Below are 26,221 nucleotides of genomic sequence, written 5' to 3'. Positions count from 1 at the left end.
GGTTTTTCATGGCGCGTCAGCCTTTTAAACCCGATAGAGGATTGCCCCATGCTGACTGTCAAAGAGCACAACGACCAGGCTGCTGCAGCCTACGCTTGGCCAGGTGGACAACACTGGATTGAAGCGCTCGGGGATGGTCGCCACGTATTGATTCGGCCTCTGACGGAAAATGACCGGGAGCGGGAAGTCGTCTTTGTCAAACGTCTGTCCCCCGAGTCCCGGCATATGCGCTTTCTCACACAGGTAAATGAGCCGGGCGCTGCCATGCTCGATCAATTGATGGATATCGATAATCACGATCGTATGGCTTACATCGCACTGGTCCACGAAAATGGCAGCCTGATCGAGATAGGCATAAGCCGCTATGCAGCAACGGGCGAGGATGAATGTGAATGTGCGATAACTGTCGCGGATGACTGGCAGCATCTGGGGCTGGGCACGCTCTTGATGGAGCATTTAATCAAGGCCGCTCGCACGAACGGTTTTACCTCTATGTATTCCCTTGATGCCTCCAGCAACAACCTTATGCGTCAGTTGGCTTCAGCGTTGGGCTTCAAGACCCATAGCGATCCAGACGACCTGCACCAAGTTATCCATCACCTTGATCTTTAACACCGCCATTCGCCTCTGCCGAGAGGCCGGCGATGCCCCCAAACCGTGCGGCCCGTGCGAGCTAGACGTGATTTAGATTGCGTCGAATTCATCTGTGCGGCGATACCTTCGGGGCCGTAGGTCGGGTTCGCTGATTGGCTTCGTCGGCAGCCTGCTGGGCCTGTTCGGCCTTTAAGTAGGCTTCGTCAGCATGCAAGCGCGCGGTTGCCGCGTTGTCCTCTGCAGACTCTAGACGCGCGTTCCACTCCTGTTCATGCTGATGACTGCACCCAGCGGTTGTTATCAGCATTAAAGCCAGCAATGAGATGGACAAGCATTTACGCATGGTTGTTCCTCTGCAGCGTGGTTTCGAAAAGGTGAGTTAAAGGAGGAAGTATCCGGGGCTGTCCGGGATGGCATTTGATCTTTATCAATAAATCGGAAACTGCAGGGAGCATGTCGGGTCATTGCATGGCAAACAGGTTCATGAAATACCTTGGCTTTTTATTGCGGTTGTCTGACCGCCAGCACACTGCCGGGCACGGAATACAGGGCCCGCTTCGTATTACTGCCAATGAACCGATCAAATCCTTCCGGGTTTCCCACAAATGAACCATGGGTGTAGGTTCAATGAATGAACGTATGCCCAAAGCCGCATCACACGCCTTTGCCAGGGCCACTGCACGTAACAGTGCTGGCGAGTGATACAGCGTATGGTCGGCAATCAGCAGCAAGCGTTGATATTGGCTCATCACACACACTCTTCGAGTGCCGGGCAAACCTGCCAGCAGATTCTCAGCATCAGTGACCGGACGCTCTACGGCTTGATCGCCAGCACGCTACACGGCGCCTTTTGCAACAGACCTTCTGCAGTTGAGCCCAACCACTTGCTCAAGCCCCGATGCTGCACCGTACCCATAACGATGACGTCACTCTCATGATCCCGGGCAAAGTCACAGATACTCAGCAGTGGCGAGCCCTCTATGAAATGACGGTGCTCAAGAGGCACGCCGTGGCGATCGGCAAGGGATGTAAATGCATCATGTTGTGACTCCCCAAGCGCTTCATAGAGGCCGGTGGCCAAGGGGAGCACACCAACCCCCATGTCCATGGCATACACCGCGACCCAGTCATAAACATGCACCAGTTCGAGCTGAGCATTGCATTGCTCAGCGAGCTTGCTGGCCGCTTCGAGTATCTGGTCATTGAAGACCAGGTCTTGCTGTTCACTGCGCAACACATCGACAATTGCCAGCACTCTGCGCGGAAGCGGGTTGCGTGAGTGCGTCACCAGATGTACCGGGGCCGGGCAGTCGCGCAACAGTTGCCAGTCCAGTGGCGTGAAAAAGACACGTTTCAAGGCTGTTTCTTCCTGGACATCCTTGATGATCAACGCCAGTGACATGTCATTGACGAAGTGCAGTATCTCTTCATAAGGGTGATGGACCCACAGCACCTCACTGGTGACTTTAACGCCATGTGTGCTCATCAAGCCGGCTTGCTCTGCGAGCCATTGCCGGTGGGTTTGCAAGTATCCGTCCCGGGCAAGGTTGATTTGCTCGGGGGCGAACAGGCCTGCAACAGCCAGGGCCTGTAAATAATCAAACGCCACGATATGCAGCGGTAATTGCATTGCAAGCGCCAATGCCCCTGCCCGCCCGAACGCAGGTGTGCGAGTCATTGTCTGGGGGGCAATCAACAGTAAGCGCTTAGTCTGGGACATAATACACCTCGGCCAAAGGCCGCTTCAATGCGTGAGTAGGTGTTCAGATTGAGCTTTATGTGCCCTGGCAACTTGATCTTTATCAGTTGCAGACGCTCTTTGTGACGCCGCCCGTTCAGTTGATTTTGATCAACACCCTTCCAGCCTTTTGCACCTAGGCTTCATTAAACTATCGCGCAACGATGGCGGTATCGGAGGGTGCAATGATCGAAACTGACCAGCAATTACTGTTAAGGGCGTTTGATGCTGCGTCTAACCCGGTATTGGTCACGGAGCGGACAGGGTGCATCGTCTGGATCAATAAAGCCTTTTGCCTCCTGAGCGGCTATTCGAGGCAGGAGTTGATTGGCAAAACCCCGCATCTCCTTGCTTCGGGCAGACAAAGTACGAGCTTCTACTGCAATCTGTGGCTGACGATACTAGCAGGTCTGACCTGGCGGGGGCAGATGGTTGAACGGCGCAAGGATGGAGGCAACTGCATGGTCAATCAGGTGATTACTCCAGTGCTCGACGACCACGGCGTTGTGACCCATTTCATCGCCATCCTGCATAACGTCCAAATCATGGATGACGAGCGCGCGGCCATGCAGCAGTTGGCGTTCCACGATGCCCTGACCGGGCTGCCGAACCGCAGTTTATTCCTGACGTTGCTCAACCAGTCGATCAATCACGCCGGTAAACACTGTCAGTCATTGGCGTTAATGTTCATAGACCTGGATCATTTCAAATCCGTTAACGACAGCATGGGTCACGCTTGTGGGGACAAACTGCTGTATGCCGTGGCTGAACGTCTTGGCCAGTCTGTTCGCAGTTCCGATGTCGTCTCCCGTTTAGGCGGAGACGAGTTTGCAATCATGATTACCGGCATGGACACGCCGGAGAGTGTTGAAGCTCTGGGCAACAAATTGGTCGCCACGATGAGTCAGCCGTTCATGATCGATGCACACCGTGTAGAAATCAGCATCAGCGTCGGCATAAGCTTGTTTCCCGTCAATGGCGCCTGTGTCGAAGAGCTGCTCGGACACGCTGACAGCGCGATGTACCAGGCTAAAAGATCCGGTGGCAACGCCTGTTGTTTGAGTCTGACGACCAGGCTTAACACCCTCAGTGCACCCAGACTCCCCCCCACAGAGACAGTGTCAGCAATATCTGGCCCGGGATGACGTAGGCTGCAAATCGTCTGCCTCCGCTGACCCAGGCCACCAGGCACTTGCTGATGGAATTACTGCTGATTGCAATTACCGTGGGAGTAGCAATGGCAGAAAACGGCAACAGCCCTGCCTTGGCCAGGGAGGCAATGGACGCGGTCGAGGAATGCGGGTCGGCAAACCCAGTAAAGGTGGCGGTCAGCATCACGCCCACCTGACCGAAGTGGCTGAGCATTGCGGATGACAACAGGGTAATGCCAGTCATGGTCAGCGTCACGATCAATGCGAGCTTGAGATTGAATGCGCCTTCAACCTTTATCGGTGCACTGCACCCTCCTGTTGTGTTGTGAAACAACAAGCAAGCTCCGTATAGCGCGGTATTGATGAATCCGCACAGCAACGGCGTCCACATGCTCTGCAAAAGAGCCGGGTCAACCGCCACAAGGATCAGGCCGATCTGCGTGATGGTAGCCAGATTGGAAAGGACAGCTGCCGCGCTGAGGATTTTGACATTCGCTGGCTCACTGATGACCCGCTGTCCCATGGTGGCAATTGTTACGGTACTTGAGGCGAACCCTGAAGCGATGGCGGAGATTGCATAGCCGTAACGTGAACCCAGAATACGAACTGCAATATGCCCCACTGCTCCGATCACCATCAACAACACGGTAAGAGTGCAAATGGTCCGTAGATTGATGGCAGCATAGGGACCAATGAAACGATCCGGCACCAGTGGCAACACTACGAGCGCTGCAATCAGCAAAATTAGTCCGTCGCGTATTTCTGCTTCGCTCAACTGACTGATTGCAAAGTGATGCAGTTTCTGGCGATAGGTCAGCAATCCCGCGATCACTACTCCCATGGCAATGGCCAGCTCCGGTGCAATGCTGCATAACGCACCGAGTATTAAGACCGAAAATAATGCGACTTCGCTCGTGACTCCCGGGTCATGACTCTGGTGTCGCCAATAAGCCACCGAGACAAGCAATGCCAGACCGGTTGCCACGATCCCTACCAGCAGGCCTCCGCCGACCTGCATCGCGCCATAGCCCAACAATGCGGTGATCGCGAACGTGCGCAAGCCGGCACAGGCGCGACTGTCCCTCCGCCCCTTGCGCCGTTCGCGCTCAAGACCAATCAGCATCCCGATCCCTAGCGCAGCTGCCGCTCCTGCAATATCAAGAGTGTCGTTCATTGTTCCCCCGCCCTCGTTAGCCATTGAGCGCTGTAGCGATCTTTGAAATCGCCGGCTTTGCTCTGCCGCAACCCGGGCGAGCAAGCTGATTGCATCGTTGATGATGCCTCCAGGTTTGATTTCAAGAATGCAGAGGTTCGACGGGGGGCAGATTGATAATGGTCAACAATTTGCGGATGGACGGAACTGGGGGGTTAGCGCACAGTGTTTCGACTGCCCCGGTAAATGCTGGAAGAGCATGTTCAGAGCCGGCAACCGTTTAGACCCGGCAGGCCATGTACCGGCCACGCCCGGCTTTTTTGACTTGGTACATAACCTGATCAGCTGCTAATAGAAGCTCATCCGAAGAGCTATCCCCATCACCTAGAGCAACTCCTATCGAAACGCCCACGACGCAAACTTCTCCTGCAATAAAAAAAGGAGAACTTAGTGCGTCAATACATTTGGCCGCTATTGTGTGTGCGGTATCTTCTGCATTATCGCCAAGATCAGTTGCAACAACGATAAATTCATCGCCTCCGATCCGTGCCAACGTATCGCTTTCCCTTATGATGCTTGAAAAACGCTTCGTTACCTGGCGCAAAACCTCGTCCCCGGCCTCATGACCCAGGGTGTCATTAATATATTTAAAGCCATCTAAATCCATGAATAACAACGCCACAACCGTATGTTGCCTTTGTGCCAGAGTCAACACTTGTCGCAGCCGTGCAGAGAGATAGGCTCTGTTGGGTAAACCTGTGAGGGGGTCATGAAGAGCAATTCTTTTTAGTTCGGTCTGATTCTCGTTCAGCTTGAGCAGCAAGCGATTGAAAGCTGTAATCAGATGTCCAATTTCATCGTTGTAAACAACAGGTATCGGGGCCAGTGGTATTTCATCCCGTGTCATGCGGTCAGCTTGGGCGACGGCGTGGAACAGATGACGAAAAACTATATACAGTCCGGCTGATGACAAAATGGCGAATAAGAAAATTGCCACCACGGCACCTTTAATCAAAAAAATCTGAACGCGACTCACTAATGCAAACGCTTCTTTGTTTGGCAAACTGGCTACAACAAACCAGCCCGTACTCGGCACAGATGCCATGGCCGAAACAACTTCAACACCTCCCGAGTTAGTCGTCAGGCCTGCGCCACGAAACCCCGCAACGGCACTGTCATAAAGTGTGTTGATGCCCGGGGCTGGTGTTGATTTAAGTGTTATGCCAAGCGCTGAAAACGTGACGAGCATTTTATCTTTCGGAAATACTACTTTCACCCAACCTGCTGGATTATCCATGCTTTTGTTGAGCAATAACTCCATAAATCCAGGCGCAGCCAGCGCGGTAAAGCCGACTAATATAGCCTGCACTTTACCGGTATCGTTAAAAATAGGCGCTGCTATAGGTAACATCGGTTCCTTGAGGCCCCCCGCCAATTCGGGGCGACCGATGAGCGAACGGCCGGCACGCCCCGCTTCAATGTAATCCCGATCAGAATAGTGAACGGTTGCTTGTCCCTTCTGGGCAGGATAACCCGCGAGCAATTGACCGTCCGGGCTGACGATGAATAATCCTACAGAAAATAGAACCTGGTACTCGTAATGCTCTTTGAGCCAAACACTCAACTTTCCAGGCTGGGCGATGAGATCAATGGGTAATGATACAGCAAGACGCTGAATCAACATCTGACGCTGGGTGATTTTCCTATCAATATCATGAGCAACATAAGTGGCAAGCGCTAACTGTTGCTTTTTTACGACTGTGCTCAACTCTTCATGCAGAAACTTGGTCAGCGCATACTCGCGTATGACAGCACCAAAAATGACAATACACAACGCCACCAATAGCAGTCGTGTGACAATGCTATTCAATATTTTTGAGGGTTTTAACAGCAAATAATATTTTTTAGGCATTTTGGTAGTATAGCCGGATGAGCTGCACCAGGAGTTTTTTCGGGCGCATGCATGGCGCCTTCATTTTCAGACGCTGGCTACCGTAATGATGTGTGGCCGCGGCTGTATTAGACGTCTCGCCCTCTTTCGCTTGTCGGAACATGAAGAGCCACCACTTCAAATAACCAAGACTGGATTGACTGAAACCCTGTTGTCCCAATTTTACAATTGCGTGACTAAGGGTTGGTGCGTGGCGCGCTAACCAATTCGTTGATCGACCAAGTCACAAATTTACCTACATTAGATGAACGCAGTGATGGCCTTTAAAAACGCCAAATCTCTAACGTTGCACAGAGCCCCCCACATGCACGATTTTCTAGGCGGACCTCCCCTCCTAAGTGAACAGCAATCGCCTGAACAATCGTCAATCCCAACCCGGCTCCCTGATCATTTCTGCGACTATAAAAGCGCTCAAAAAGCCGCTCACGTTCCGACTCATCAATCCCAGGCCCATCGTCCTCAACTGAAAGCGCGTAGTGATCGATTTTTTTAGCTAATCGCACGGTAATCAATCCGTTGGCAGGGGAGAAATTGGCAGCGTTGGTTACCAAGTTATTCAAAGCAATATTGATTGCCGAAGCATCAACCCGGACAGGGCTAATCTCACCATTGACATCAAAAACCAGTTCTAACTTTTTACTCAATAACCAAGGAGTTAACTGAACCAGGCTTTCACGAACCGTGGCGGCAAGATCAATGTATTGAGGAGTACTCACGCCTGGTTGCGGCTCCATTCGAGCCATGGTGAGCAATTGGTTGACTAACCGACTGGTACGGTCCACACCTGCAATCAAATACGCCAGTGATTCACGACGCTCCAGCTCGGTACCCGCCTCCAGCAAGTTTTGCGCATGTACCCGTAGCACAGCCAGTGGCGTGCGCATTTCATGGGCAGCATCGGCGATGAAGCGCCGCTCACGGCCTAGCACTTCTTGGATTTGCGCGAGCATCCGATTCAGCGCTGCTTGCATGGGTTCCAGCTCACTGGGCAACGGTGCCATGTGCAGAGGTTCCAGAGACCCGCTGTCGCGCGCCCGCAATGTTGCCGCCATATTTGCTAGAGGCTTGAGCCCCCAACCAATTGCAAGCCAGATCATTGCGGCTAAAATCAGACTACCTAGAATATTGGGCCACAGGGTGTGACGTACGATCCGATCCACTAAGTCCGTACGCACGTCGTCTCGCTCACCGACCCAGATACGGAGCTGGTTCTGTTTGTCTTCAAGCATAAACGCACGCCATTTACGGTTGTTCAGGTCAACGACATCGTTGAAACCAGGCATGTCTGGGGGTGAGTTCAAGGTTGGGGCACTGGCAGTGTGCACCAGCACATCCCCCTTGGAGTCCCAGACTTGAAAAGCGATCTTTGATTCATAGGGATGACCATCAGTCCGTGGCTGTGCTTCGCTCAAGGCTTTGTTGAACGCTTGATAAAGATCAGCTTGCTCTTTGCTGGCCAACGGCATGCGCATCACTCCCTGCAGTAATCGGGCGTTTTGCGCCAGTTGGGCGTCATAGACTTCAGCAATTTCATGATTACTGTCGTGCAGGTTGAAGACGCTGATTACCCCCAGACCGGCGAGCAGTAAGCCAATGATAAGCGTCAATGTGCGACGCCGGATCGACATCATCAACTCTCCTCCATCAGGTAGCCGACACCACGTATAGTACGAATTAGGTCGCTTGAAAACTTCTTGCGCAGATGATGTATATGCACTTCCAGCGTGTTGCTTTCAGCTTCCTCACTCCAGCCGTAGAGCAACTGCATCAGGTGATCGCGGGTCATAACGCGACCAGGTGGCGAGAGCAGCTCATGGAGTAACTGATACTCCTTAGGTGTCAAAGCCACCGGTTTACCCTGATAGCTGACTTGCTGCGTTCCTGGATTCAAACTGATACCCGCGTGCTCTATCAACATCTGGGCTCGCCCAGCACTTCGTCTTAACAAAGCGCGTATACGCGCCTTGAGCTCGGCTAGATCGAAGGGTTTGATCAAGTAGTCGTCTGCTCCGGCATCCAGACCGGCAATACGGTCTTCGGTAGCATCCCGGGCGGTTAGAATGAGTACTGGCAGATTAGAGCTACTGTCTCGCAGACGGCGCAGCACCTCTAAACCGTCCATTCGCGGAAGGCCGAGGTCGAGTATTGCCAGATCAAAACTTTCGCTGAGTAGCGCATGTAAAGCGCTGCTACCGTCCTGCAGCCAATCGACGGTATAACCCTCGCGCACCAAGGCTTGATAGATACCTTCGCCGAGCGCAACATCATCCTCAATCAGTAATAGCCGCACACAGACTCCTGTCAGTTAATTTTTTTATTCACGTCCACCAGCAAAACCTCGATCTCTTTGCGTCGTCCTGTATCGGCCGTTTCCCGTCCTGGTCGGGGCGCGGCAAGCAAGGCTCTTTGCAAAGCATTTTTGGCCTCAACATAATGTTTTTGACGGTAAAGGTGGTCACCCCAGAAGTACAGACTATCGATGCCTGTAGGGTTCAGTTGCAAGGCCTGTTTGAGCAACTGTTCTGCTTTGTTGGCATCGCCGAAACCTATGGGCCAGCCAGGTACACGGTCATACAAAGCTGCAAGGCTTGTGTATGCAGAGCCTTGCAGAGCTTTAGGATCAAGGGCTAAGGCTTTTTCTAAGTCAACCTTCGCCTCTTTCACTTTGCTCAATGCGCCGAGACCTCCCTGCGCACCAGCCCAACTGCTAGTCACAATACCGGACCAAATCCAGGCTTCGGCCACGGATGGGCGCTCTTGGGTGAACGCAGTAGTTTGAGTCGCCAGTTTTTCGAAGGCGGCAGTACGCTGTTCAGTAGGAACTTCGTACTGGATATATGCCCAGCCTTCCTGAATTCCGGCCAGGCGTTGTTCGTCAGCAGTATCGATGGCCCAGACACTTGGGCTCAACGCCACCAAAAGCAAGCATGCTGTGATTCTTTTCATGATTAGCGCTTCTCTCTTTCAGGCTTAGTACTCAGGCGGCGAATCAGAGGCAAGTGTTTACGTAGCCCCTTGTCCACCAAGTGGGGAAAAAGGCTATTGAGCCGTACGAAAAAGCGCTCCTTCCAGCCTAAGTACAAATCCCGGCGGTCACCTGCAATAGAATGAACCACAGCCGAAGCAACGGTTTGTGGATCATCAACCCCAGCATTCAATGCATCGTTCAGTACTTGAGCCGCAGAGCTATTCATCGTGGTACGAGTGGCACGTGGAGCAACATAAAGCACGCCAACCCGGGTGTCCGCCAGTTCCCGCCTAAGGGCTTCAGAAAACCCGCGCAGTGCAAACTTGGTAGCGCAGTAGCTGGCATAACCGGCATAGCCAATGGAGCCATACGTCGAACCAACGTTAACCACCATCGCACTGTCTGCCTGCTTAAGCAGCGGCAACAGCAACTTGGTCAGACAAATCGGGGCGCTGATATTCACCGCCAACATTGCGTTGATTTCTACGTCATCAAGCTGTTCAAGCATGGCAAAGTGATTGACTCCGGCAGCATTGATCAACAGATTGATGCCGCCTATAGCCTCAGCGGCGGCTAACACTTTGCGCCGCTCAGCAGAGCACGTCAGATCAGCGGCAACCCAGCACAAATGCTGCGGATAGCGCGACAGCAGCGGTGCAAGCGTTTCCCGGTGCCGGGCTACCGCCAGCACGCGAGCACCACTGGCACAAAGGGCATCGGCAATTGCCAGGCCGATACCACCACTGGCACCGGTCAGGACCACACGAGCCTCAGACAGTCGCATGCAAGCTCACCTGGTCACGTGGCAAACCGCGAAACATGTCGGTATAGAGTCTGTAGACCACTTTCGAGGCGTGAATAACAGCAGCCTGGTCGGCAGGGTCATCGAGCCTGTTCATCAGACGGCGGTAAGTCTGCATGTGTTCAACGTCGAGGGAGCCGTGAGAACTCAGATAACTGAAAGCGCTTTCCGGCAGCTCAAGACGCTCACGAATGCTGCCTGCAGCGTGGGTGGCCAAAGCAATGCTGGTGCCCTCCAAAACATTTACCATACCGAACAGACCAACAGGGTTGTCACGGGCGATCAAGTCGTAGAGGAAACTGACCATCAACTCGATCGGTAAAGACGGTCGCCCATCCCGTACCGCTGCCTTGTCTGCGCCGCAAGCCTCAATGTCGTTGAGTACCCATTGCTCGTGCCCGTACTCATCTTCAATATATTCGCAGACTGCTTTGCGCAGCCATTCTAGGCGCGACGGCAGACGACTGCCACACGCCATCATCAACGGTACGGTGTGACGCACATGGTAATAGGCCTGAGCCAGAAAAGCCCGGTAGCTCTCCAGGCTTACCTTGCCTTCGAGGGCATCGCGGATGATTGGCAAAGTGAACAGCTCATGACGTTCTTGCTTGGTAGCTTCTTGGAGAGTGTCGAAAAAATTCATGATGTGGATCCTTCGGAAAAAGCGAATTGAGTAAGCTGCACCTGGTAATGCTCGACGATGGCGTCGCGACGTGGCCGGCCATTTGCGGTGAGAAAACCATTCGAGGGGGTGAAAGGTTGATCCAGCCGGGTCCAGTGATGGACTTGAGCGTAATCGGGCAAGGCTTCGTTGGCTTCAGCTACGGCAGCGGCCAGATCAACGTCGGCACAATCGGGACGATGGGGCCAGAGCAGAGCGTGATTACCAGGCATTGCTTCGCCGTAGACAAAGGCCTGCGCAATATGGCGGCCCTGGGTCAGTTCGGCTTCGACCCATTCAGGATTTACATTGCGGCCGAAGCTGGTGACAAACTGATGTTTCTTGCGTCCTCTAAGGTAGAGATAACCTTCGGGATCAAACTCCCCAAGATCCCCGCTTGGCCACCATTGTTCAACGTGCGGTGCCTCACCTAGATAACCGAGCAGAGGAGACCCCTTGATCAGCACTTCACCGTCGTCGGCCAAGCGGATGTCCACATGCGGCAGGGGGCGCCCCACACTGCCGGGACGCTGGGAACCTGGCCGATTCAGGCACACTACCGAGGCGCACTCCGAGAGTCCGTAGCCTTCGTAAACTGGCAGGCCCTCCCGATGCGCACGATGCAGCAATGCTTCGCTGACGCGGGCCCCGCCCACAGCCACAAAGCGTAACGACTGCGGATTGAACACTCTCTGCTCGGCAGCGCTGACCAATATCAACAGTAGTTGCGGCACCAGAATCAGGCTTGCCGGCGCACGGTTGGCCAAGCAACCAAGCAAACGCGCCACATCGACGCCGCTGGCGCCCTCAATGCCCAGGGTGTTCTGGCTTGGTAAACTCAAGGTCGCCCCCGCGTATAGCGCGGCGTAGCACCCGATATTTTCCAGCAAGATCGCCAGAGGCAGCAGAGCCAGGTGATGCTGCGAATCGGTAGGTTTGCTCGCATGATCCAGCTCACGAACGACCCTCAAAATCGCTTCGGCGCTTAAGCAAACACCTTTGGGGGTTCCGGTAGTGCCCGAGGTGAAGGTCAGTTTGGCAGTCCCTTCGTGCATCGGACTCACGCCGCTGAAGGCTTTACTCCAGAACACCCCGCTACGCACATATCCTGAGGATTCCAGTTCTACTTCCAGATGCGGCTCAGCAATCACCCGCTCAGCCTGGCTCTGTATCAAACAATGCTTACGTTGTGCCGGGCTAAAGAATGGCGGCAGCATGAGACAGGTCACGCCTTCAAACAGAGCAGCCAGGTCCCAGAGAATGAGTTCAGCGCCGTTGTCCAGCGCCAGTGCAATAACCTTGATCTGTTCATCGCGCAGTCGCTGCTGGCGATACATCACTTCTGCGTAGAGCGTGGCGTAGTCCAGTTTCAGTTGATCGCCCCACAAGGCGATGGTGCTGGATTTCTGTTCAGCGTGGCTGCGCAACATGTGTTTGAAACGTTGGATTTCAAGCGACATGACTGGACTCCTCACCGGACAATGTCAGCCCAAGGCGACCGAACAGTCCCGTAGTGTGCAGATGATTAAAGCCGGCCTGGATGTTACCGACGTGCACACAAGGCTTGCTTTCGTAGTAACTGCCCCACTCGTGTTGGTCATCACCCAATCGCGCCGGATCGGCGGCACAGAGTGTCACCGGCTTCAATCCAAGCCGATGGAAGCTGTTCACCAAGCCCGCGTTGCCAGTAAACGCCACCCACTCCTGCCCGCCCATGGCCAATAAATAGGTGATAGCTATGATGCTCAAACGTGCACTGCCAGTGTCGCTGGCTACCAGGTTACCTACCTCGACTATGCCCGAGCGTTCCACGGGACGACCCGCTGTGGCACTTATCAGCGGATCAATCGATTCATCCAGATAGCGTTCCAGAAATAGCGGCTCGGCACTCGCCCTGCGAACACCCGCTACCGCAAAGAGTTCACCCGCAGCGTCACTCATACCGAATAGCTCGGGCATAAAATGACGGATGTCGGCACCGTGGGCTGTTAGGAAGCGTTGTTGAATAAAGGCTTCAAAAACTGGACGCTGGGGGTCATCTGGCAGCGCTCTAGCCAGACACATCTGAGAATTTCCGACGTGACCGAAGCGCAGTGGTAAGGGAATTTTCCAGTCGAAATGGGGCATTGCTGACTCCTCCCGGGATCATGTTGGGAGGAGTATCGGGAGCATTTCTTAACGAAGTCTGAAGATCACCTTCAGACTTCATTAAGACTCTGACTATAGGTTGACATACGTCGATTCGGTTACAGGCCGAATCCAGGCAACACGAATAATTCGAATGCCTGCAATGACTCTTTCGAGGCCTCTCATGACCCACGATTCAGTTGCTCAGCGTTACGCAAATCTGTCGATTATTTTGCATTGGTTAATACTGGCGCTATTTTTCGGTGTTTACGCTTGTATAGAGATCAAGGGATTACTACCTCGAGGCAGCACATTCAAGGCCCCCTTGCTGGGAATGCATGCCATGTTCGGGATGGCTATTTTCGCACTGGTATGGGTCCGGCTTCTGGGGCGTTTGAAACAACGCCCGCCAATCTTGCCCCGTCCTCCTGCCTGGCAGAGGACATTAGCCTTTCTGACGCACATCTCACTTTACGTGCTTATGATTGCCACACCCGTGCTGGCCTGGTTAATGCTCAGTGCCGCAGGCAAATCCGTTCCGTATTTCGATTTTACGCTCCCCTCGCCCATAGCTCTGGATCCCGATATGGCGAGGCAGTTTAAAAACTGGCATGAATGGTTAGGCAGTGCTGGATATTGGCTAATCGGTCTACACGCCGGCGCAGGACTTTTCCATCATTACCTAGTTGGCGATAACACACTGATTCGAATGCTACCCAGACGCCACTAGCCGGACTTGCTTACACGCCTTATGTGTTTATCTGTAACTCTCTCGATTACCGACGAGGCTCACACTTCACGTGCCATGGTGCTGATCGAGATCACCCTCCCTTTTTTTGTAACCTGCTAAGGTCTGAGATACGTGCCTTCTCAATGAAGATGAAAGTAAATTTTCAAACCATACCTCGGGTTGCTAAAAGGAGCATAAGCGTTGAAAAACTGGCACTGGATCGTCGGTTTATTGTTAATCACAACCATATCTCTGCTAATCGAGATCCCTGTCAATACTTGGCTAACCTCGGCGACCCTGAGTTTGGTACTCGGCGCGACAGCCATGGTTTACATGGCTGCGTCCTGCCTGCTCGCGAGTCGCTGGAGGGTGATTGAAAACATTTTTGGTGGCTTGGACCGAGTCTATGATGCGCATAAATGGCTAGGTGTCTGGGCCTTGGTATTTGCCACCTACCACTTTGTTTTCAAGGCCAATCTGGATGCCTGGAACAGCGTACCTATTTGGGAGCTGCCCAAGTACTGGACCCGGCTCGTACGTCAATTGAGCTACGTCGCCCTGGGCTTGATTGTTCTGCTCGCCTTAAACCGTAATATTCCCTACAACGTCTGGCGCTGGTGGCACAAACTGTCCGGCCTATTGTTCTTGATCGTAATTGTGCACTGGCTCAGCTTTAAATCACCGATTACTTTGACTAGCCCTTCCGGGGTATGGCTGGTCTCACTATGCGGATTGGGTGTGATTGCAGCAGTCTACAAATTAACGCTGTACCCCTTTGTCGCCCGCGCTGGCGAATATCGGGTAACCGCAGTTACGAGCAAAAATGGAACACTTCACTTAACACTCACTCCGGTACACAAAGGGTTCGCCTTCAAACCTGGGCAATTTGCTTTTCTGGCGATGAAACAAAATGGCCTGCGAGAGCCTCATCCTTTCACCATTGCAAGCGCCAATGATGAAAGTGGACAGATCGAGTTCTTGATACGGCCACTGGGGGACTACACCAAAAAACTGACCGAACAGGTCAAGATTGGCATGCTCGCAGATATTTACGCCCCATATGGCCGCTTTAAACGCCAGCCCCAGGCTGAACGCGAAATCTGGATTGGCGCAGGCGTGGGCATCTCACCATTTGTTTCCTGGCTGAAAGATCCTGGCGCTAAAAATCTGGATAAAGCGACCCTTGTATATTGCTTCAATCCCGCTCGCGCCTTCCCGCCCGCAGAGCACTTGCTCGGTATGGCACAAGCTCGAGGCGTCGAGTTTGTGAGCAATGACAAGGGTCTCGATGTACTGGCCGAAACAATGCGTCAAGCCGTTAAAAAAACCTCCCCCGACAAGGTTCAAATCAGTTTCTGCGGTCCTAAGGGCCTATTGGTTAACGTTCGTGAAATTATGCGAGCACTGAATATTCCACAAACTAACTTGCACATCGAACTTTTTGAATTCCGGTAAATAATCAACACTAGAACACTGAGCCCTCTGAGTGAAATACTCCGATTACTACAGGCCATGGGTCTAAATCCATCACTCTGAGACGAACACACCTGCAACATAGGTCTTACAGGCCTGAAACGCGATCAATCCTTGATCGCCGTAGCTGGTGATACCGATAATTCGTTGAGCATGCGCTGGCTCATGTTGGGCTCTATGAGCTGCATGAGCCACGCAGCCGGTGCCGCTGGTGGTTAGTGTCTGTCGCGTCAAGTTGGACTCCGGGATCACATCGAGCAGCTTCAGGCCGGTTTCTACAGGATCAAGGTTGGTATCTGCAGGGCCTTCACCCTCTCCCGCGTCATCCTTGCGACCCTGCGCCATGTTCAAGCTCGGCGTTCACCGCCAAGGCGCGATGGTCGCCGCAGCGATGCGCCGACAGATCGTCACACCGCTCTGCTTGCTGCTAGTCGGAGTGATGACTATGCAAGGTCTTGATGATAGCGGGATGGCTCGACGTAATCGCCGCCCCAGTGAGCGCAGAGGCGGCGAACTGAGAATTACGCGCCGCGCTGACTCTTTTGATCTGGTCGGTTAATCCGAATTAACCAGCGCCACGACAGCCTGTCGCTAACTGCCAGAGCCCTTGGTACTCCCCAGCACCAGGATGCATCTGACTGTGCTCCAGCTTTGTTACGGCTTGAGCAAAGACCGATGCGGATGCCAGTCCAGCAGACACTGCACACCTGTATCACCCCTTACCTGCTGACACTCAAAACGGAGGACTCAGCCTATGCACAAGTAAATCGTGAAGGGCACGCCCGCACAGCCTTGTTCTTACATTCGGTGGCTTTTAAGAGTGCAACACAGCCCGGTTTCGACTGGGCTTTTTACTGCCTGCAGTTATTCCTCAGCTCACCCTTGTCGTAAGGTCTGAGTGCCGACGAATACCCGTAGCCCAAGTCGAGGATCGACCATGCACCCATCAATCGCTCAGCGATCAACGTTCTCGACGGGTTGCGCGCACGAGCCCAGCAGGCCACGGCCGAGTTCTACAAAAAGCCCGGCGTACAACCGCCACCGCTGGCCCCGCTAATCATCGTGCGCCCGAGCGGCAACAACACCTTTTCGCTGATCAATCAGGCTATAGGCGCAGTCGTAGCCGAGCGCTTCGGCTACAACAACGTCATTACCTATGCTCGTGAGCTAGAGGCAAAAGCAGAGTAGTTCAACGCTAAGCAGTTCGGAAAATTCCTGAACTGCTGGACTTTGCGCATTGGCATCACGCTGACAGTGTTCGCCTTCTTCGGCAGTCACATGTGAAGCGCGTCAACGCATCGGCACAACGACGCCTTGGCAAACCCAACACCACCTGCCTCCCAGAGGGCTTGAAGAGGCAAGCCATGGGCAGATCTGCAACCGAACAGAAGCGTGATAAGCGCGACCGCGAGAGGCTGAGTACGAAGGAAAAAGAAGCACTCGTGCTGTCACGAACGATTGTCACAGCTCTTTATCACAACGATGACGCCCCGCTGAAACGAACCATGGCGCGTACCGGGATCGATGGGGACAGGATCTGATATCGCGCTTCATTCGCGGCGCCAACCAGATGAGTGAAAAGCAATTGGCAGGCCTTATTAGCCTTCCGTAACTGACATTCTAAATATCATAAACAAAAAATATGAGTGCCTGATAGAACCTATTCGTACTTATCAGCAGACCTAAAAAAAGCTCTTGCCCAGAGTAAAATAGCGCCAATAAAAAATGGAGGCCAAACTATTAATGCAAACTGCTCGGGATCAAACAGGTAGTCTAATCTTCCGATTTCTAGATAAAAAAGTACTAAAAGTATAGCCCCTACTAATAAGGACCCCACCCCTAATACTACGAGAGATATCTCAACAAGGCTGCGCTGCGTGGCATTCATGTAGAAGCTCCTTTTTCAGTCATATCCAGATGCCGCCCTATAAATCAAGTTTCGGCACTCTTATCTCTAAAACCCGTTACCTCAATTTGGGTAAGGATAGCCTATGCCATGTACACATGGATAAATCTCTTCTCGACTTCAAAACTGAATACGGCGGGAATGCTCGCAGTGGCGTGCATTTGCTTGAAACGATCACTGTAGTGATTGGCTGCGGGACTGCCGCTTTATTCCTCGCACATGCCCTTTGGGTCGTGAACAAAATGCAAAAACTAGACTGCTGGCGCGCTGGAAGCACTGACAGTTACACCAAAGAGGTGTCATCTGCACACGCAGCTCCGCCAAACAAACCCAAGGTCAAGGCAGCGACAGAGTTTGTGGACTAAAGCAAATAAGCAGAATGTCGCAGTCTTCCGGAGCAGCTAATGCGACAACAGTGATAAGGCGACACGCAGTATCTGCGCCGACCATCACTACCCACGACCGCCTGGCACTGGTCGCCATGACCATCAAAGGCACTCCGCATGTGATCGTCGATATGTGCCTATGGATGCTGTAACCGGCTTAGCAGTACAAAACCACGGCTTCTCGGGCGACTACATCATCAGCCATCGCGTCGACGGTAAGTCCTTCACCAAAACCCAACAGGTTCATATGTGTGGCAACAGCGTCAGCCCACCGTCGATGGCTGCGCTGATCAGAGCTAACGCCCCTTGGATGATGAAAGAGAGCCGAGCAAATGCCGCCTGAATAAGGATTTCATCGCTAGCATTACCAAGAAATAGACTTTAACAGCCGAAATCTATAGTTTTACCTACCTAACAAGAACATGCATCGTTATGGAGAGTGAAGCATGAGTACCTTCTCAGAGAGATTCAAATACATAGAAGTAAAAAATATCGGTGGACAGTTTCATGTCTCCTGGAACTATCAAGGCGCCCCAGGAGGGCTGTCACGTCTTGCTCAATGCGAGCGACTAGAAGGTTATATTGATGGTTTCATTGATGGGTTTCTTGAGGCGCTAGAAATTCCAAACGGACAAATCCATCGATCACTTAGCTCAAAATGTACAATTACCGATCTTGAAGAGCATGTAGCGCTGAAACTAAAAAAACTCCTTATTGGACTTTTTGAGCCGTTTATAGCCCATGAACATAAGGCTCAACATGTTAATTCTGAAAAGCATTCAATAAGGCAAAACTACTGCGCTGCCTGAGCGCATGACAAACTATTCTGGCTTGCGCTTCCTAGAAGCGCTTACTCGTCTGTCTATCAAAACCGACTCATCTCACCCCCCCCCCCCCCCCCGCAACAAAACCTCTCCCAATTCAAAGTCAGCCGTTATAGCGGCAAGTACGATGTCATCCTGAAGAGGTCAAATTGATCAAGCCAGCCCAAGTCGTGCGCGATGACATGGGTTCGTTTCAGCATCCAGATATGCACGACTTCGACGAAGGTGACGGCGACAAGTGCAAAGAGATCCTTTTCAAGTGCGGCTATTGCACCCAGATGATGCCATGAGTCTGGAGGTGAAGCATATGCTAATCGAGGATATATGAACTAGGAACAACACCATTGCTCTACTTGTTTTATCTTGAACATATCCGGGCGACAGTTTAATTTTGTGGTACGGAAGTGTTTCAGCCCTATTCATGCGCCCGATCGACAAAATAACCCTATAGCGCCCATCAATTAGCAAAACGTACGCTCCCCCTATAGACAGCTCAGCTACTGCAAAAGTAATCTTTCGGGTACGTCTATAACGTCAGGGGTGACTCACTGTGCTAACTGCATACTGGTCCCTTGTGGTTCATCGGGCAGTAAACAACCTTTAGCCATCCACGGACATTCTCTAACCCAGCGATAACAAACTTCCAGGCCACCTAGATCATTGTAATAAGCTAACCGCAGTTGATTGGCATCCAAGTCGAGCTTAGCAAAACCGGCTGACGATGTAGAGAATGTACTATCAGGCGCAGGCGTCTTAAGGGCATAAAGGCTCTGACCTCCAGCACCGGAGATGACCCAAGCAGGCTCCCCTGCACGCAACAGCAATTGCTGATTGTGATCATGACCTGATAAAAGCATATCCACTTTGTTGCGCTGTAAAGCCGGTAACAGCCTGGCCACCAGATCCGAGTCATCACCATGCTGACCTTGATTGCGTACAGGGTGATGGGACGCCACGATTCGCCATACAGGAGCCGCTCCGCCTGCCTGAAATGCCTGATCAATCAAGTCAATTTGCTGTTGCAAGCTTTCACGTGGCGCCGATGTGTCAAGGAATACCATGCGCACCAATGGCCGCCCGTCTACATCACCGAAATCCTTGACGTAAAAGCTCGCAGGCATCTGCCAGCGGCCTGACCCCTTGTGCTGTTGCCCGTACTCGATCTCATACTTTTGCGACACTGGGTAATCATGGTTACCTAGCACAGGGTAGAACGGTACATGACTGAGCCAGCGGCCCCAATAAACACGCTCGAACTTGATTTGCCAGCTGAGGTCATGAGTACTGGTTAACGAGTTACCGTAAAAATTGTCGCCTAGAAGCACCACCATGTTCAGCCGCCCCTCAGTGGACGCAACTTTCTCCATGGCTTGACCTACTTGCCACTGCAGCCACTTGCCGCTGCCTTGATCACCCACAGCTATCATTGACACCGACGCGGGATCTAAGCCGCTCAAGGGTACATAAGGTGCGGGTGGCGTAAATAGCCAGTAGCCGCCCGCTGTCAGCAGAAGAGCGAAGGTCACTCCCGAGCAAAGCGCAATCCTCCGGAGCATCGAACGTTTTTCAACCATCAAAGGGGAAATTGTGCGTTTCAATTAATGCACTCACAGGGTATCGCCAGAAAGGCGGGAAGTTCAGTTCGAACTTACGCCCAATAAATCACACCTGTTGTTCATTCTTCGTTAAAAACTGAAGTGTTTTTCATATCTTTTCTGTCCGATACTCTTTTCAGGGTGGCACGAGGTCGACCATTGATAAGCGACATATGCCGTGCCCATAGTGCGGTGCATTACTGGCGTGTAAGAGCCATCGCCAAGCCCACATAGTGAAATAGTTTCGGAACTCCACCCTAAAGTTTAGGATTCATGCTGCGCGTAAAAACGTTTTTACACACTCTGGGCCAAAAACGGCACTAAACTATCCACTCCCCACACGCCGATCACACGGATAGACCGAGGCAAATGAGAAGCAGTCCGGCAGTAATACGCAGGCTTCGGTCAATGGTTGCGCCGGCTCTCCAGCGCGGTAAACAACAACATGCCGGCCAGCATGGCCAACATGAAAACGATCACTTGCCAGCGTCCTGTCAGCAGAACTGCCACTGCGGGGCCAGGACAGATGCCCGCTATTCCCCAGCCGATGCCGAACAACAGGCTCCCGCCGATCAAGCGCTTGTCCAACTCACGTTTGATCGGAAGCTGCATTGGCTTTCCCAGCAGCGAACTGGATTGTCGGTGTGCCCATGCTAGCGGGCCAACGGCCACGGCGATTGCCCCGACCATGACTAATCCCAAGGACGGGTCCCAAGCACCGGTTAGGTCCAGGAAAGCGAGTACTTTGCTTGGGTTGGCCATCCCTGCCAAAAGCAGCCCCAAACCGAACAGCAGGCCAGTAATGAACGCAGTCAGTTTAGTCATTTTCAACCCCCAAGCAGATGACGCAAGACAAACACCGTGACGAAACCACTGAACATGAAACACGCAGTAGCAACCATCGATCGCGGCGAAAGGCGCGATATGCCGCATACCCCATGGCCACTGGTGCAACCTGATCCGTAGCGTGTGCCGATACCCACCAATACACCGGCGACGATCAGTCCGAACCAGCCACTTTGGAACTCAATCTTTGGTAGCGAGGAGAACGAGCCCCATAGAAGCGGCGAGATAAGCAGGCCTAGGAGAAAAAGCGCTTTCTCACTCCCCCCCTCACTCCCTCGCTGTAAAAGACTGCCAATCAGGCCACTGATACCTGCGATACGCCCATTAGCGACCACGAATAGACTGGCCGCGAGACCAATCAATGCGCCACCGGCAAGGGATGACCAGGGAGTGAAGTTAAGCCAGTCGACATTCATGAAACTTCTCCATAACAAAAGTGTTGATACAGGGTCTGGGATTTGTGCTCTCACAAATCTTGTGGGATCGGAAGGTTGATCTCCCTGAAGGGAGTCATCGAAGAACGACTGAAGCTTGTCGTAGTCAATTCAAAGAAAAAATATCAAACATAGATGACTACTGCGCAACGCTCCGGGTCTATGTACTATCAGATAATGGTGAGTGCCACCTTAAACATACTTTCACTAAAGCTAAAGTCGACATCGTTGAGCTAATGGATGTCCCGTAGCCCGGCCCCACTCCAGCGCGGACCCAGTGGAGTACTGAGTACTTGTTGGATTGGTCGCTTTTGGCAGATTTATGCCTGTCACGGTCGGCAGATATTGGTAGAAAACAGAGAGTCAGGCAGGTCTGATATCGGCCGGTGCATCCTTTCACGAAAGCTGCCTCAGGCTACTTGCTAGCTTTCGCCAGAATGCAATTACCCAGCTGACTGGATCGTTGCTCAAGGTTTTCTTTTGCAATGTGATTCGGGCGCACCGTATCCCCAAGTGATTATAGTTTCGTCCTGATGTTCCCAAAGAGTTTCATTGCGTCCAAGGTACTTTACGCCACTGCCACTTGGCTGCTGGTACATGAGCGATACGCTGTCTCCACGCTCGGCGATTAATGTCGGCGGATCGGTTTTAAAGAACATGGCAGCAATCTCTCTGGCAGGGTTGCCCTCGCATTCGTAATAGACAGGACCGGTTTCCGGTACCAATCGGTACCGTGCTTGCAACTCGGCGATGCGGCGCTGGTACTCCATGCGCAAGCATGCACCGACGTAATCACTCTTCCAGCAGTCGTCGCGACCCTTTATCCATCCACGTTCTTCTGCTTTAAGCCGGGGTGGATGCTCGTTGCCGGCCTTGACTCTCGCGCTGGCATAAACTTCCGACAGATTGCGATCGAGCACGGATAACGCCTTGTCCTCACATATCATCGCTTCGATAGCGCCAGGCTTCACCTTGGCGCAATCGTAAGAAGGGCCAGGCGTCTCATTGACTATCGACGATTTTTCCGTACTGCCCCCAGTCACTTGCATCCCATTGATATGCTGATCAATGTATTGGCACCACTGATCGGAACTTCGTTCAGGGACATTTGCCCCATCGCGAACCCCTAATTTGAATTCGATCACTGATTTCCATTCATCGGAGCCTATATCCGGCCCATGCCCTTGCCCGTCAGTTGTATGGAATCTCTTATCGACTGATTGATACCATGGATAAGTGCATATCGATTGCGCCTGAGCAACTCCTGTGGCACCAACCAACAACAAAACCAAATATTTTCTCATGCGTGGCCCCTTTTGATTTAAGCAGTCGCCAACCTTATCGCACCGCCGTTTTTGGCCGGTCGCCGTCCCTGATGGATGTCCTATTTGGCCGATTTTGTTGAAAAAATCGTATTTCAAAATGGCCTGAGCTCAGGCACACCCAGAGGAGGCTATGCGGAGGTTTATCAACTTTTCATGCCTTTGAGATTTTGCGTGGGCTGCGAGGCATTAATGTCATAGGTATGGATGTGGCAGAGGTTGCACCTGCCTATGACCAAGCAGAGATAAGCGCGCTGGCTATGGAAATGATCTGCCCTTATGCCGCTCAACATAAATTCTAATGGTGCTATGCGACCTTGCAGATCTAATAAATAGCCTTAGCGGAGCTTTGGCTTATTTTTGCTAGAGACTCAGTTTGGCGACAGCATAACTCCTGTTGAGGATGATGCTGTCGCCAATGACCAATTAATAAAAAGCCTGAATCGCAAACTATCCCTAGCAGAGGGCTTAGCGAATTCTAGCGCCGTGCTGTTAGACGTCAATCCGATGCGATACTGATAGCCGTCAGGGCTCAATCCGCATTTACCTTGGCAGACACAAAAACTGAACGCTGACTTCAAACCCCTCCTTCCGACCTGTTGCTGGCGAGGCCAGGGTTAAAGTCGCCTTGACCCCTATCGCAATCGTTTTCGCAATAGCCAAACCCAGCCCTGAGCCACTGGCTTCGCTGTTTCCCCGCACAAATCGTTCGGTCAGGCGCTGCAATACTGCCTCAGGCACGGCCGGACCTCCGTTGATCACCTGCAGCAGCGCCTGGTCTGTGAGGCTGACTTCAACCGGCTGGTCCACGGTACCGTACTTCAACGCATTTTCGATCAGGTTGCGCAGTAGGATGCCAAACGCGTCAGGATCAATCGCTGAATAAACACTGCTCTGGGTCGGCAGTCGCAGTTGGATTCTTTGCCCACTGTTGCGATTCCACTCGTCGACCCCATGGGCCAATAACGGGATCAGGTCCTGGGGCGCCTCGGATAGCAGCCCACCACCCTCGGCCTTGGCTAGTTGCATAAGCTTTTCCGAGAGCCTCGCCAGGTCGCGTAATGAGTTTTCGATCTTCGCCGCCCGCACGCGTAACGGGCCTTCTGGCGCTTCCTGGTGCAAGCGCTGAATCTGCGCCAATGTCGCGGCCATCGGCGTGCGCAGTTCATGGGCGCTGTTTGCGGTAAAGCTACGTTCGGCCTCCAGCGTCTTGCGTAAGCGCTCAAGCAAGTGGTTGACCGCGTCGGCCAGTGGGTCGATTTCTGCCGGCAGTCGTGCCACGTTGATCGGTGACAAATCCCCTGCACCCCGAGCTTCCAGGGCGCGACGATAGGCCAATACGCTGCGTAAGCTAATGCGCACAAATAACCAGGTGCCCAACAGGCTGACAGGGATCAGCGCCAACAACGGCAGCAACAACGCAAACAAGGCTTCCCGCGCCGCTTCACGGCGATGAGCCAGCGGTTCGGCAATCTCAATGAACAGTGTTTTGCGCAGCGCGCTCGCGCCATATAGCCGATACTTGTCAGTGGTGGAAAACCCTTCCCCCGGCTGTTTATTGAAGATCTTCGGGTTGGCGTCATGGGATTGCATCAAAATCCGGCCCTGCGTATCGCGCACCAGGTACGTTAGGTATTCCTTGTGCATTTTCAAGGTGGCCACGTGTTGTGCTTCGCGGGGCGCTTCGCGGTTGCTAATCTCCAGTACGGCCAAGGGCAGGATGCGTTGCGCGGTCTCTTCCAGGGCGCTGTCGAACGCCTCATTCAACTCATGTTGTACCACCAGCCAAGCGCCGACGGTCGCCCCCAGCCAGAGCAATGTCATGCCCAGGGTTAACCCCAGGCCGAGGCGCTTTTGCAGGCTTATCGACGACTTCATACCGGTGTCAACCGATAACCCATGCCACGAACGGTTTCAACTAGGTCGCGTCCCAGTTTTTTGCGCAGACGACTGATATAGACCTCGATGGTGTTGCTCTCTATCTCCGCGCCAAAAGCGTACAGGCGCTCTTCGAGTTGGGACTTCGAAAGCAACGCATTGGGACGCTGTACGAATGCCTCGAACAGCGCCCACTCGCGTGCGGTCAAGTCCACGGTGGTACCGGCGCGCTGAACTGTGCGAGCGTTCATGTCGATCTGCAGTTCACCGAGTTTGATCTGCGGGTTGGGGTTGCCGCTGTAACGTCGGGCCACGGCTGCCACCCGGGCCGAGAGTTCAAACAGGTCGAACGGTTTAACCAAGTAATCGTCGGCTCCGGCATTGAGGCCGGCAATGCGATCGGATATTTGGTCCTGGGCGGTGAGGATAATCACCGGGGTCACGTTGCCCGCTGAGCGCTGCTCGCGCAAAAAGTCCAGCCCGCGACCGTCCGGCAACATCAGGTCCAGCAGGATCAAGTCATAAGGCGTGGTGCGCACGCTATTGCTCGCGTGGTTCAGGCGCTGCACCCAATCGACGGCATGACCATCGTCGGCGATTTGTTCGCGCACTGCCTCCCCCAGCCCGGGGGCATCCTCGACCAATAAAACCCGCATCTGCTACCTCATCCTGATAAGTGTCGTGCAGTACCTTAACCGCCAAACCTGAGGTGAATCTGAAGATTCAGCTGGTTGTCAGGAATGCACCTTAGGGTATGCCACAGATGCCCATCCGGCAGGAGACAGATCATGAAAACCGCTTTTATTGCACGTACTGCGCTGTTGAGCCTGTTGCTCAGCGCAAGCGTCCTCGCTGATGACGACTGCAGCGAGCCCGCCAGCGATTGGCAACCGCGGGAAACCTTGCGTCAACGCGTGGAGCAGCAATACGGCTGGAGCGTGCAGCGCATCAAGGTCGACGACGGTTGCTACAAGCTCAGGGGCACTGACCGCAGGGGCAACGCCATCGAGGCGCGTTATGCACCCGCCTCCCTGCGTCTGCGCACGTTGCACGTCAATTTCGGCGACGACGGTGATGCCCGAGACTACCTCGTCAGCCCGGGTGCTGAATGAGCATTTCGATTTTTTCCAGGGCTTTCAGGCTGTTGTCAGCCAGCAAGTTCAGGCTCTCGCTACAACGCTCAACCAGGACGTCCTCATGAAAAAAATCATCGCTGCAACTTTCCTCGCCGGCGCCATTGCCTTGCCGGGGCTGGCCCAGGCCCGTGAAGTGACCCTGACGACCCAGCTCAAGGACTACAACGGTAACGATGCGTACCTGGCGATTTACGTCACCGATGCCAATGGCCAGTACCAGAAAACCCTGTGGGTCGCCGGCAAGAAGGCCAAGTACTACCGGCATTTGACTGACTGGGCCCGCGGCAGCGGCCAGAACCCCAGGGAGTTTGACGGGGTCAGCGGTGCCAGCGTGGGCAGCGGACGCACCCTCAAAGTCAGTGTTGAATTGGCAGACACCTTGATTGATGCCGGGTATCAGATCCGAATCGACAGCGCCGTGGAGAACCAGCGTGAAGGCCGAGCCGACATCAGCGTGCCCCTGACCACCCAAGGATCAGGCAAGCCGGCAACCGGCAGCACTTACGTCAACGCGTTTACTTACGACCTGTAGCAACCACCACTCCT

General features: G+C 53.2%; 27 protein-coding genes and 4 pseudogenes. 11 read left to right on the top strand and 20 right to left on the bottom strand.

Going from position 1 to position 26,221, the window contains the following annotated elements:
- The first annotated feature begins 48 nt into the window (after nucleotides 1-48).
- Complete coding sequence (locus BLW11_RS16245) at nucleotides 49-612, top strand: GNAT family N-acetyltransferase (RefSeq protein ID WP_048361788.1); 564 nt, start codon at nucleotides 49-51, stop codon at nucleotides 610-612.
- 88 nt (nucleotides 613-700) lie between these two features.
- On the opposite strand, the gene BLW11_RS16240 is transcribed toward BLW11_RS16245, so the two are convergent.
- From BLW11_RS16240 to BLW11_RS16230, 3 genes and pseudogenes are all read right to left on the bottom strand, one after another.
- On the bottom strand, nucleotides 701-937 hold the full coding sequence (locus BLW11_RS16240) for an Lpp/OprI family alanine-zipper lipoprotein (protein WP_048361789.1): 237 nt from the start codon (nucleotides 935-937) through the stop codon (nucleotides 701-703).
- Nucleotides 938-1,178: 241 nt separating this feature from the next.
- Nucleotides 1,179-1,343, bottom strand: a pseudogene (locus BLW11_RS23865) (universal stress protein); the annotation flags it as partial.
- A gap of 65 nt (nucleotides 1,344-1,408) precedes the next feature.
- Nucleotides 1,409-2,314, bottom strand: a complete 906-nt coding sequence (locus BLW11_RS16230; RefSeq protein ID WP_048361791.1) for a universal stress protein — start codon at nucleotides 2,312-2,314, stop codon at nucleotides 1,409-1,411.
- A 203-nt stretch (nucleotides 2,315-2,517) separates the two neighbouring features.
- Between BLW11_RS16230 and BLW11_RS16225 the strand changes: the two genes are divergently transcribed.
- On the top strand, nucleotides 2,518-3,477 hold the full coding sequence (locus BLW11_RS16225; protein WP_048361792.1) for a sensor domain-containing diguanylate cyclase: 960 nt from the start codon (nucleotides 2,518-2,520) through the stop codon (nucleotides 3,475-3,477).
- Here the strand turns inward: BLW11_RS16225 and BLW11_RS16220 are convergent.
- The 9 genes from BLW11_RS16220 to BLW11_RS16180 all read right to left on the bottom strand — a co-directional run bounded on the left by BLW11_RS16220 (nucleotide 3,419) and on the right by BLW11_RS16180 (nucleotide 13,145).
- Entirely contained in the window at nucleotides 3,419-4,657 is a 1,239-nt protein-coding gene (locus tag BLW11_RS16220) for an MgtC/SapB family protein (protein WP_048361838.1), read from the bottom strand. The genes BLW11_RS16225 and BLW11_RS16220 overlap by 59 nt on opposite strands.
- Before the next feature lie 259 nt (nucleotides 4,658-4,916).
- Nucleotides 4,917-6,548, bottom strand: a complete 1,632-nt coding sequence (locus tag BLW11_RS16215; protein ID WP_048361793.1) for a diguanylate cyclase domain-containing protein — start codon at nucleotides 6,546-6,548, stop codon at nucleotides 4,917-4,919.
- Between the two features lie 302 nt (nucleotides 6,549-6,850).
- Nucleotides 6,851-8,218, bottom strand: coding sequence for a sensor histidine kinase (locus BLW11_RS16210; RefSeq protein WP_048361794.1), 1,368 nt, complete (start codon nucleotides 8,216-8,218; stop codon nucleotides 6,851-6,853).
- A complete protein-coding gene (locus tag BLW11_RS16205; protein ID WP_048361795.1) occupies nucleotides 8,218-8,877 on the bottom strand; it encodes a response regulator in 660 nt (219 codons plus the stop codon). Before BLW11_RS16205 ends, BLW11_RS16210 begins: the two co-directional genes overlap by 1 nt.
- An 11-nt stretch (nucleotides 8,878-8,888) precedes the next feature.
- A complete protein-coding gene (locus BLW11_RS16200) occupies nucleotides 8,889-9,533 on the bottom strand; it encodes a tetratricopeptide repeat protein (RefSeq protein ID WP_048361796.1) in 645 nt (214 codons plus the stop codon).
- A 2-nt stretch (nucleotides 9,534-9,535) separates the two neighbouring features.
- Nucleotides 9,536-10,339 (bottom strand): SDR family oxidoreductase, encoded by an 804-nt coding sequence (locus BLW11_RS16195; RefSeq protein WP_048361797.1) that lies wholly within the window; start codon nucleotides 10,337-10,339, stop codon nucleotides 9,536-9,538.
- Nucleotides 10,326-11,000 carry an iron-containing redox enzyme family protein gene (locus tag BLW11_RS16190; RefSeq protein ID WP_048361798.1) on the bottom strand — a complete coding sequence of 225 codons (675 nt, stop codon included), beginning with the start codon at nucleotides 10,998-11,000 and terminating at the stop codon, nucleotides 10,326-10,328. The genes BLW11_RS16195 and BLW11_RS16190 overlap by 14 nt, the downstream gene beginning before the upstream one ends.
- Nucleotides 10,997-12,478 (bottom strand): AMP-binding protein, encoded by a 1,482-nt coding sequence (locus tag BLW11_RS16185; RefSeq protein WP_048361799.1) that lies wholly within the window; start codon nucleotides 12,476-12,478, stop codon nucleotides 10,997-10,999. Before BLW11_RS16185 ends, BLW11_RS16190 begins: the two co-directional genes overlap by 4 nt.
- The gene (locus BLW11_RS16180) at nucleotides 12,468-13,145 is read right to left on the bottom strand and encodes a thermostable hemolysin (protein WP_048361800.1); all 678 of its coding nucleotides are present in this window, start codon (nucleotides 13,143-13,145) and stop codon (nucleotides 12,468-12,470) included. Before BLW11_RS16180 ends, BLW11_RS16185 begins: the two co-directional genes overlap by 11 nt.
- 184 nt (nucleotides 13,146-13,329) lie before the next feature.
- Between BLW11_RS16180 and BLW11_RS16175 the strand changes: the two genes are divergently transcribed.
- A complete protein-coding gene (locus BLW11_RS16175) occupies nucleotides 13,330-13,875 on the top strand; it encodes a cytochrome b (protein WP_048361839.1) in 546 nt (181 codons plus the stop codon).
- A 201-nt stretch (nucleotides 13,876-14,076) separates the two neighbouring features.
- Nucleotides 14,077-15,330 (top strand): ferredoxin reductase family protein, encoded by a 1,254-nt coding sequence (locus BLW11_RS16170; RefSeq protein WP_048361801.1) that lies wholly within the window; start codon nucleotides 14,077-14,079, stop codon nucleotides 15,328-15,330.
- Nucleotides 15,331-15,402: 72 nt separating this feature from the next.
- On the opposite strand, the pseudogene BLW11_RS16165 reads toward BLW11_RS16170, so the two are convergent.
- A pseudogene (locus BLW11_RS16165) lies at nucleotides 15,403-15,537 on the bottom strand (lysis protein); the annotation flags it as partial.
- Nucleotides 15,538-16,326: 789 nt separating this feature from the next.
- On the opposite strand from BLW11_RS16165, the gene BLW11_RS24095 reads away from it, so the two are divergent.
- Nucleotides 16,327-16,536: a hypothetical protein gene (locus tag BLW11_RS24095; protein WP_241486175.1), complete on the top strand. Its 210-nt coding sequence runs from the start codon at nucleotides 16,327-16,329 to the stop codon at nucleotides 16,534-16,536.
- Between the two features lie 472 nt (nucleotides 16,537-17,008).
- Here the strand turns inward: BLW11_RS24095 and BLW11_RS16140 are convergent, their stop codons facing one another.
- The gene (locus BLW11_RS16140; protein ID WP_048361804.1) at nucleotides 17,009-17,236 is read right to left on the bottom strand and encodes a hypothetical protein; all 228 of its coding nucleotides are present in this window, start codon (nucleotides 17,234-17,236) and stop codon (nucleotides 17,009-17,011) included.
- 116 nt (nucleotides 17,237-17,352) lie between these two features.
- Here BLW11_RS16140 and BLW11_RS16135 point away from each other — a divergent pair, with 116 nt between their 5' ends.
- The 3 genes and pseudogenes from BLW11_RS16135 (at nucleotide 17,353) to BLW11_RS23860 (ending at nucleotide 18,449) form a co-directional block, all read left to right on the top strand.
- Nucleotides 17,353-17,619: a hypothetical protein gene (locus BLW11_RS16135; protein ID WP_048361805.1), complete on the top strand. Its 267-nt coding sequence runs from the start codon at nucleotides 17,353-17,355 to the stop codon at nucleotides 17,617-17,619.
- Nucleotides 17,620-17,693: 74 nt separating this feature from the next.
- Nucleotides 17,694-17,983, top strand: a pseudogene (locus tag BLW11_RS16130) (DNA cytosine methyltransferase); the annotation flags it as partial.
- A gap of 103 nt (nucleotides 17,984-18,086) precedes the next feature.
- On the top strand, nucleotides 18,087-18,449 hold the full coding sequence (locus BLW11_RS23860) for a hypothetical protein (RefSeq protein WP_139272560.1): 363 nt from the start codon (nucleotides 18,087-18,089) through the stop codon (nucleotides 18,447-18,449).
- 560 nt (nucleotides 18,450-19,009) lie between these two features.
- Here BLW11_RS23860 and BLW11_RS16125 read toward each other — a convergent pair.
- From BLW11_RS16125 to BLW11_RS16110, 4 genes are all read right to left on the bottom strand, one after another.
- Nucleotides 19,010-20,062, bottom strand: coding sequence for a metallophosphoesterase (locus BLW11_RS16125; RefSeq protein ID WP_241486180.1), 1,053 nt, complete (start codon nucleotides 20,060-20,062; stop codon nucleotides 19,010-19,012).
- A gap of 402 nt (nucleotides 20,063-20,464) precedes the next feature.
- On the bottom strand, nucleotides 20,465-20,884 hold the full coding sequence (locus tag BLW11_RS16120) for a DUF6691 family protein (protein WP_048361841.1): 420 nt from the start codon (nucleotides 20,882-20,884) through the stop codon (nucleotides 20,465-20,467).
- A 2-nt stretch (nucleotides 20,885-20,886) separates the two neighbouring features.
- Nucleotides 20,887-21,321 (bottom strand): YeeE/YedE family protein, encoded by a 435-nt coding sequence (locus tag BLW11_RS16115; protein ID WP_048361842.1) that lies wholly within the window; start codon nucleotides 21,319-21,321, stop codon nucleotides 20,887-20,889.
- 485 nt (nucleotides 21,322-21,806) lie between these two features.
- Nucleotides 21,807-22,643, bottom strand: coding sequence for an MliC family protein (locus BLW11_RS16110; protein ID WP_048361843.1), 837 nt, complete (start codon nucleotides 22,641-22,643; stop codon nucleotides 21,807-21,809).
- A 149-nt stretch (nucleotides 22,644-22,792) separates the two neighbouring features.
- On the opposite strand from BLW11_RS16110, the pseudogene BLW11_RS16105 reads away from it, so the two are divergent.
- Nucleotides 22,793-22,963: pseudogene (locus BLW11_RS16105) on the top strand (arginase family protein); the annotation flags it as partial.
- Nucleotides 22,964-23,204: 241 nt separating this feature from the next.
- Here the strand turns inward: BLW11_RS16105 and BLW11_RS16100 are convergent.
- Both BLW11_RS16100 and BLW11_RS16095 read right to left on the bottom strand, forming a co-directional pair.
- Nucleotides 23,205-24,539 (bottom strand): ATP-binding protein, encoded by a 1,335-nt coding sequence (locus tag BLW11_RS16100; protein WP_048361844.1) that lies wholly within the window; start codon nucleotides 24,537-24,539, stop codon nucleotides 23,205-23,207.
- The gene (locus BLW11_RS16095) at nucleotides 24,536-25,195 is read right to left on the bottom strand and encodes a response regulator transcription factor (protein ID WP_048361845.1); all 660 of its coding nucleotides are present in this window, start codon (nucleotides 25,193-25,195) and stop codon (nucleotides 24,536-24,538) included. Before BLW11_RS16095 ends, BLW11_RS16100 begins: the two co-directional genes overlap by 4 nt.
- A gap of 132 nt (nucleotides 25,196-25,327) precedes the next feature.
- On the opposite strand from BLW11_RS16095, the gene BLW11_RS16090 reads away from it, so the two are divergent.
- A complete protein-coding gene (locus BLW11_RS16090; RefSeq protein ID WP_048361846.1) occupies nucleotides 25,328-25,651 on the top strand; it encodes a PepSY domain-containing protein in 324 nt (107 codons plus the stop codon).
- A gap of 85 nt (nucleotides 25,652-25,736) precedes the next feature.
- The gene (locus tag BLW11_RS16085) at nucleotides 25,737-26,207 is read left to right on the top strand and encodes a DUF2271 domain-containing protein (protein WP_048361847.1); all 471 of its coding nucleotides are present in this window, start codon (nucleotides 25,737-25,739) and stop codon (nucleotides 26,205-26,207) included.
- Nucleotides 26,208-26,221 lie beyond the last annotated feature (14 nt).

Origin of the sequence: Pseudomonas deceptionensis (genome assembly GCF_900106095.1) — a bacterium.
In the GTDB taxonomy this organism is placed as follows: Bacteria; Pseudomonadota; Gammaproteobacteria; order Pseudomonadales; family Pseudomonadaceae; genus Aquipseudomonas; species Aquipseudomonas deceptionensis.
The sequence above is the reverse complement of the archived record's forward strand: the minus strand, read 5'-3'. Positions and strand labels throughout refer to the sequence as shown.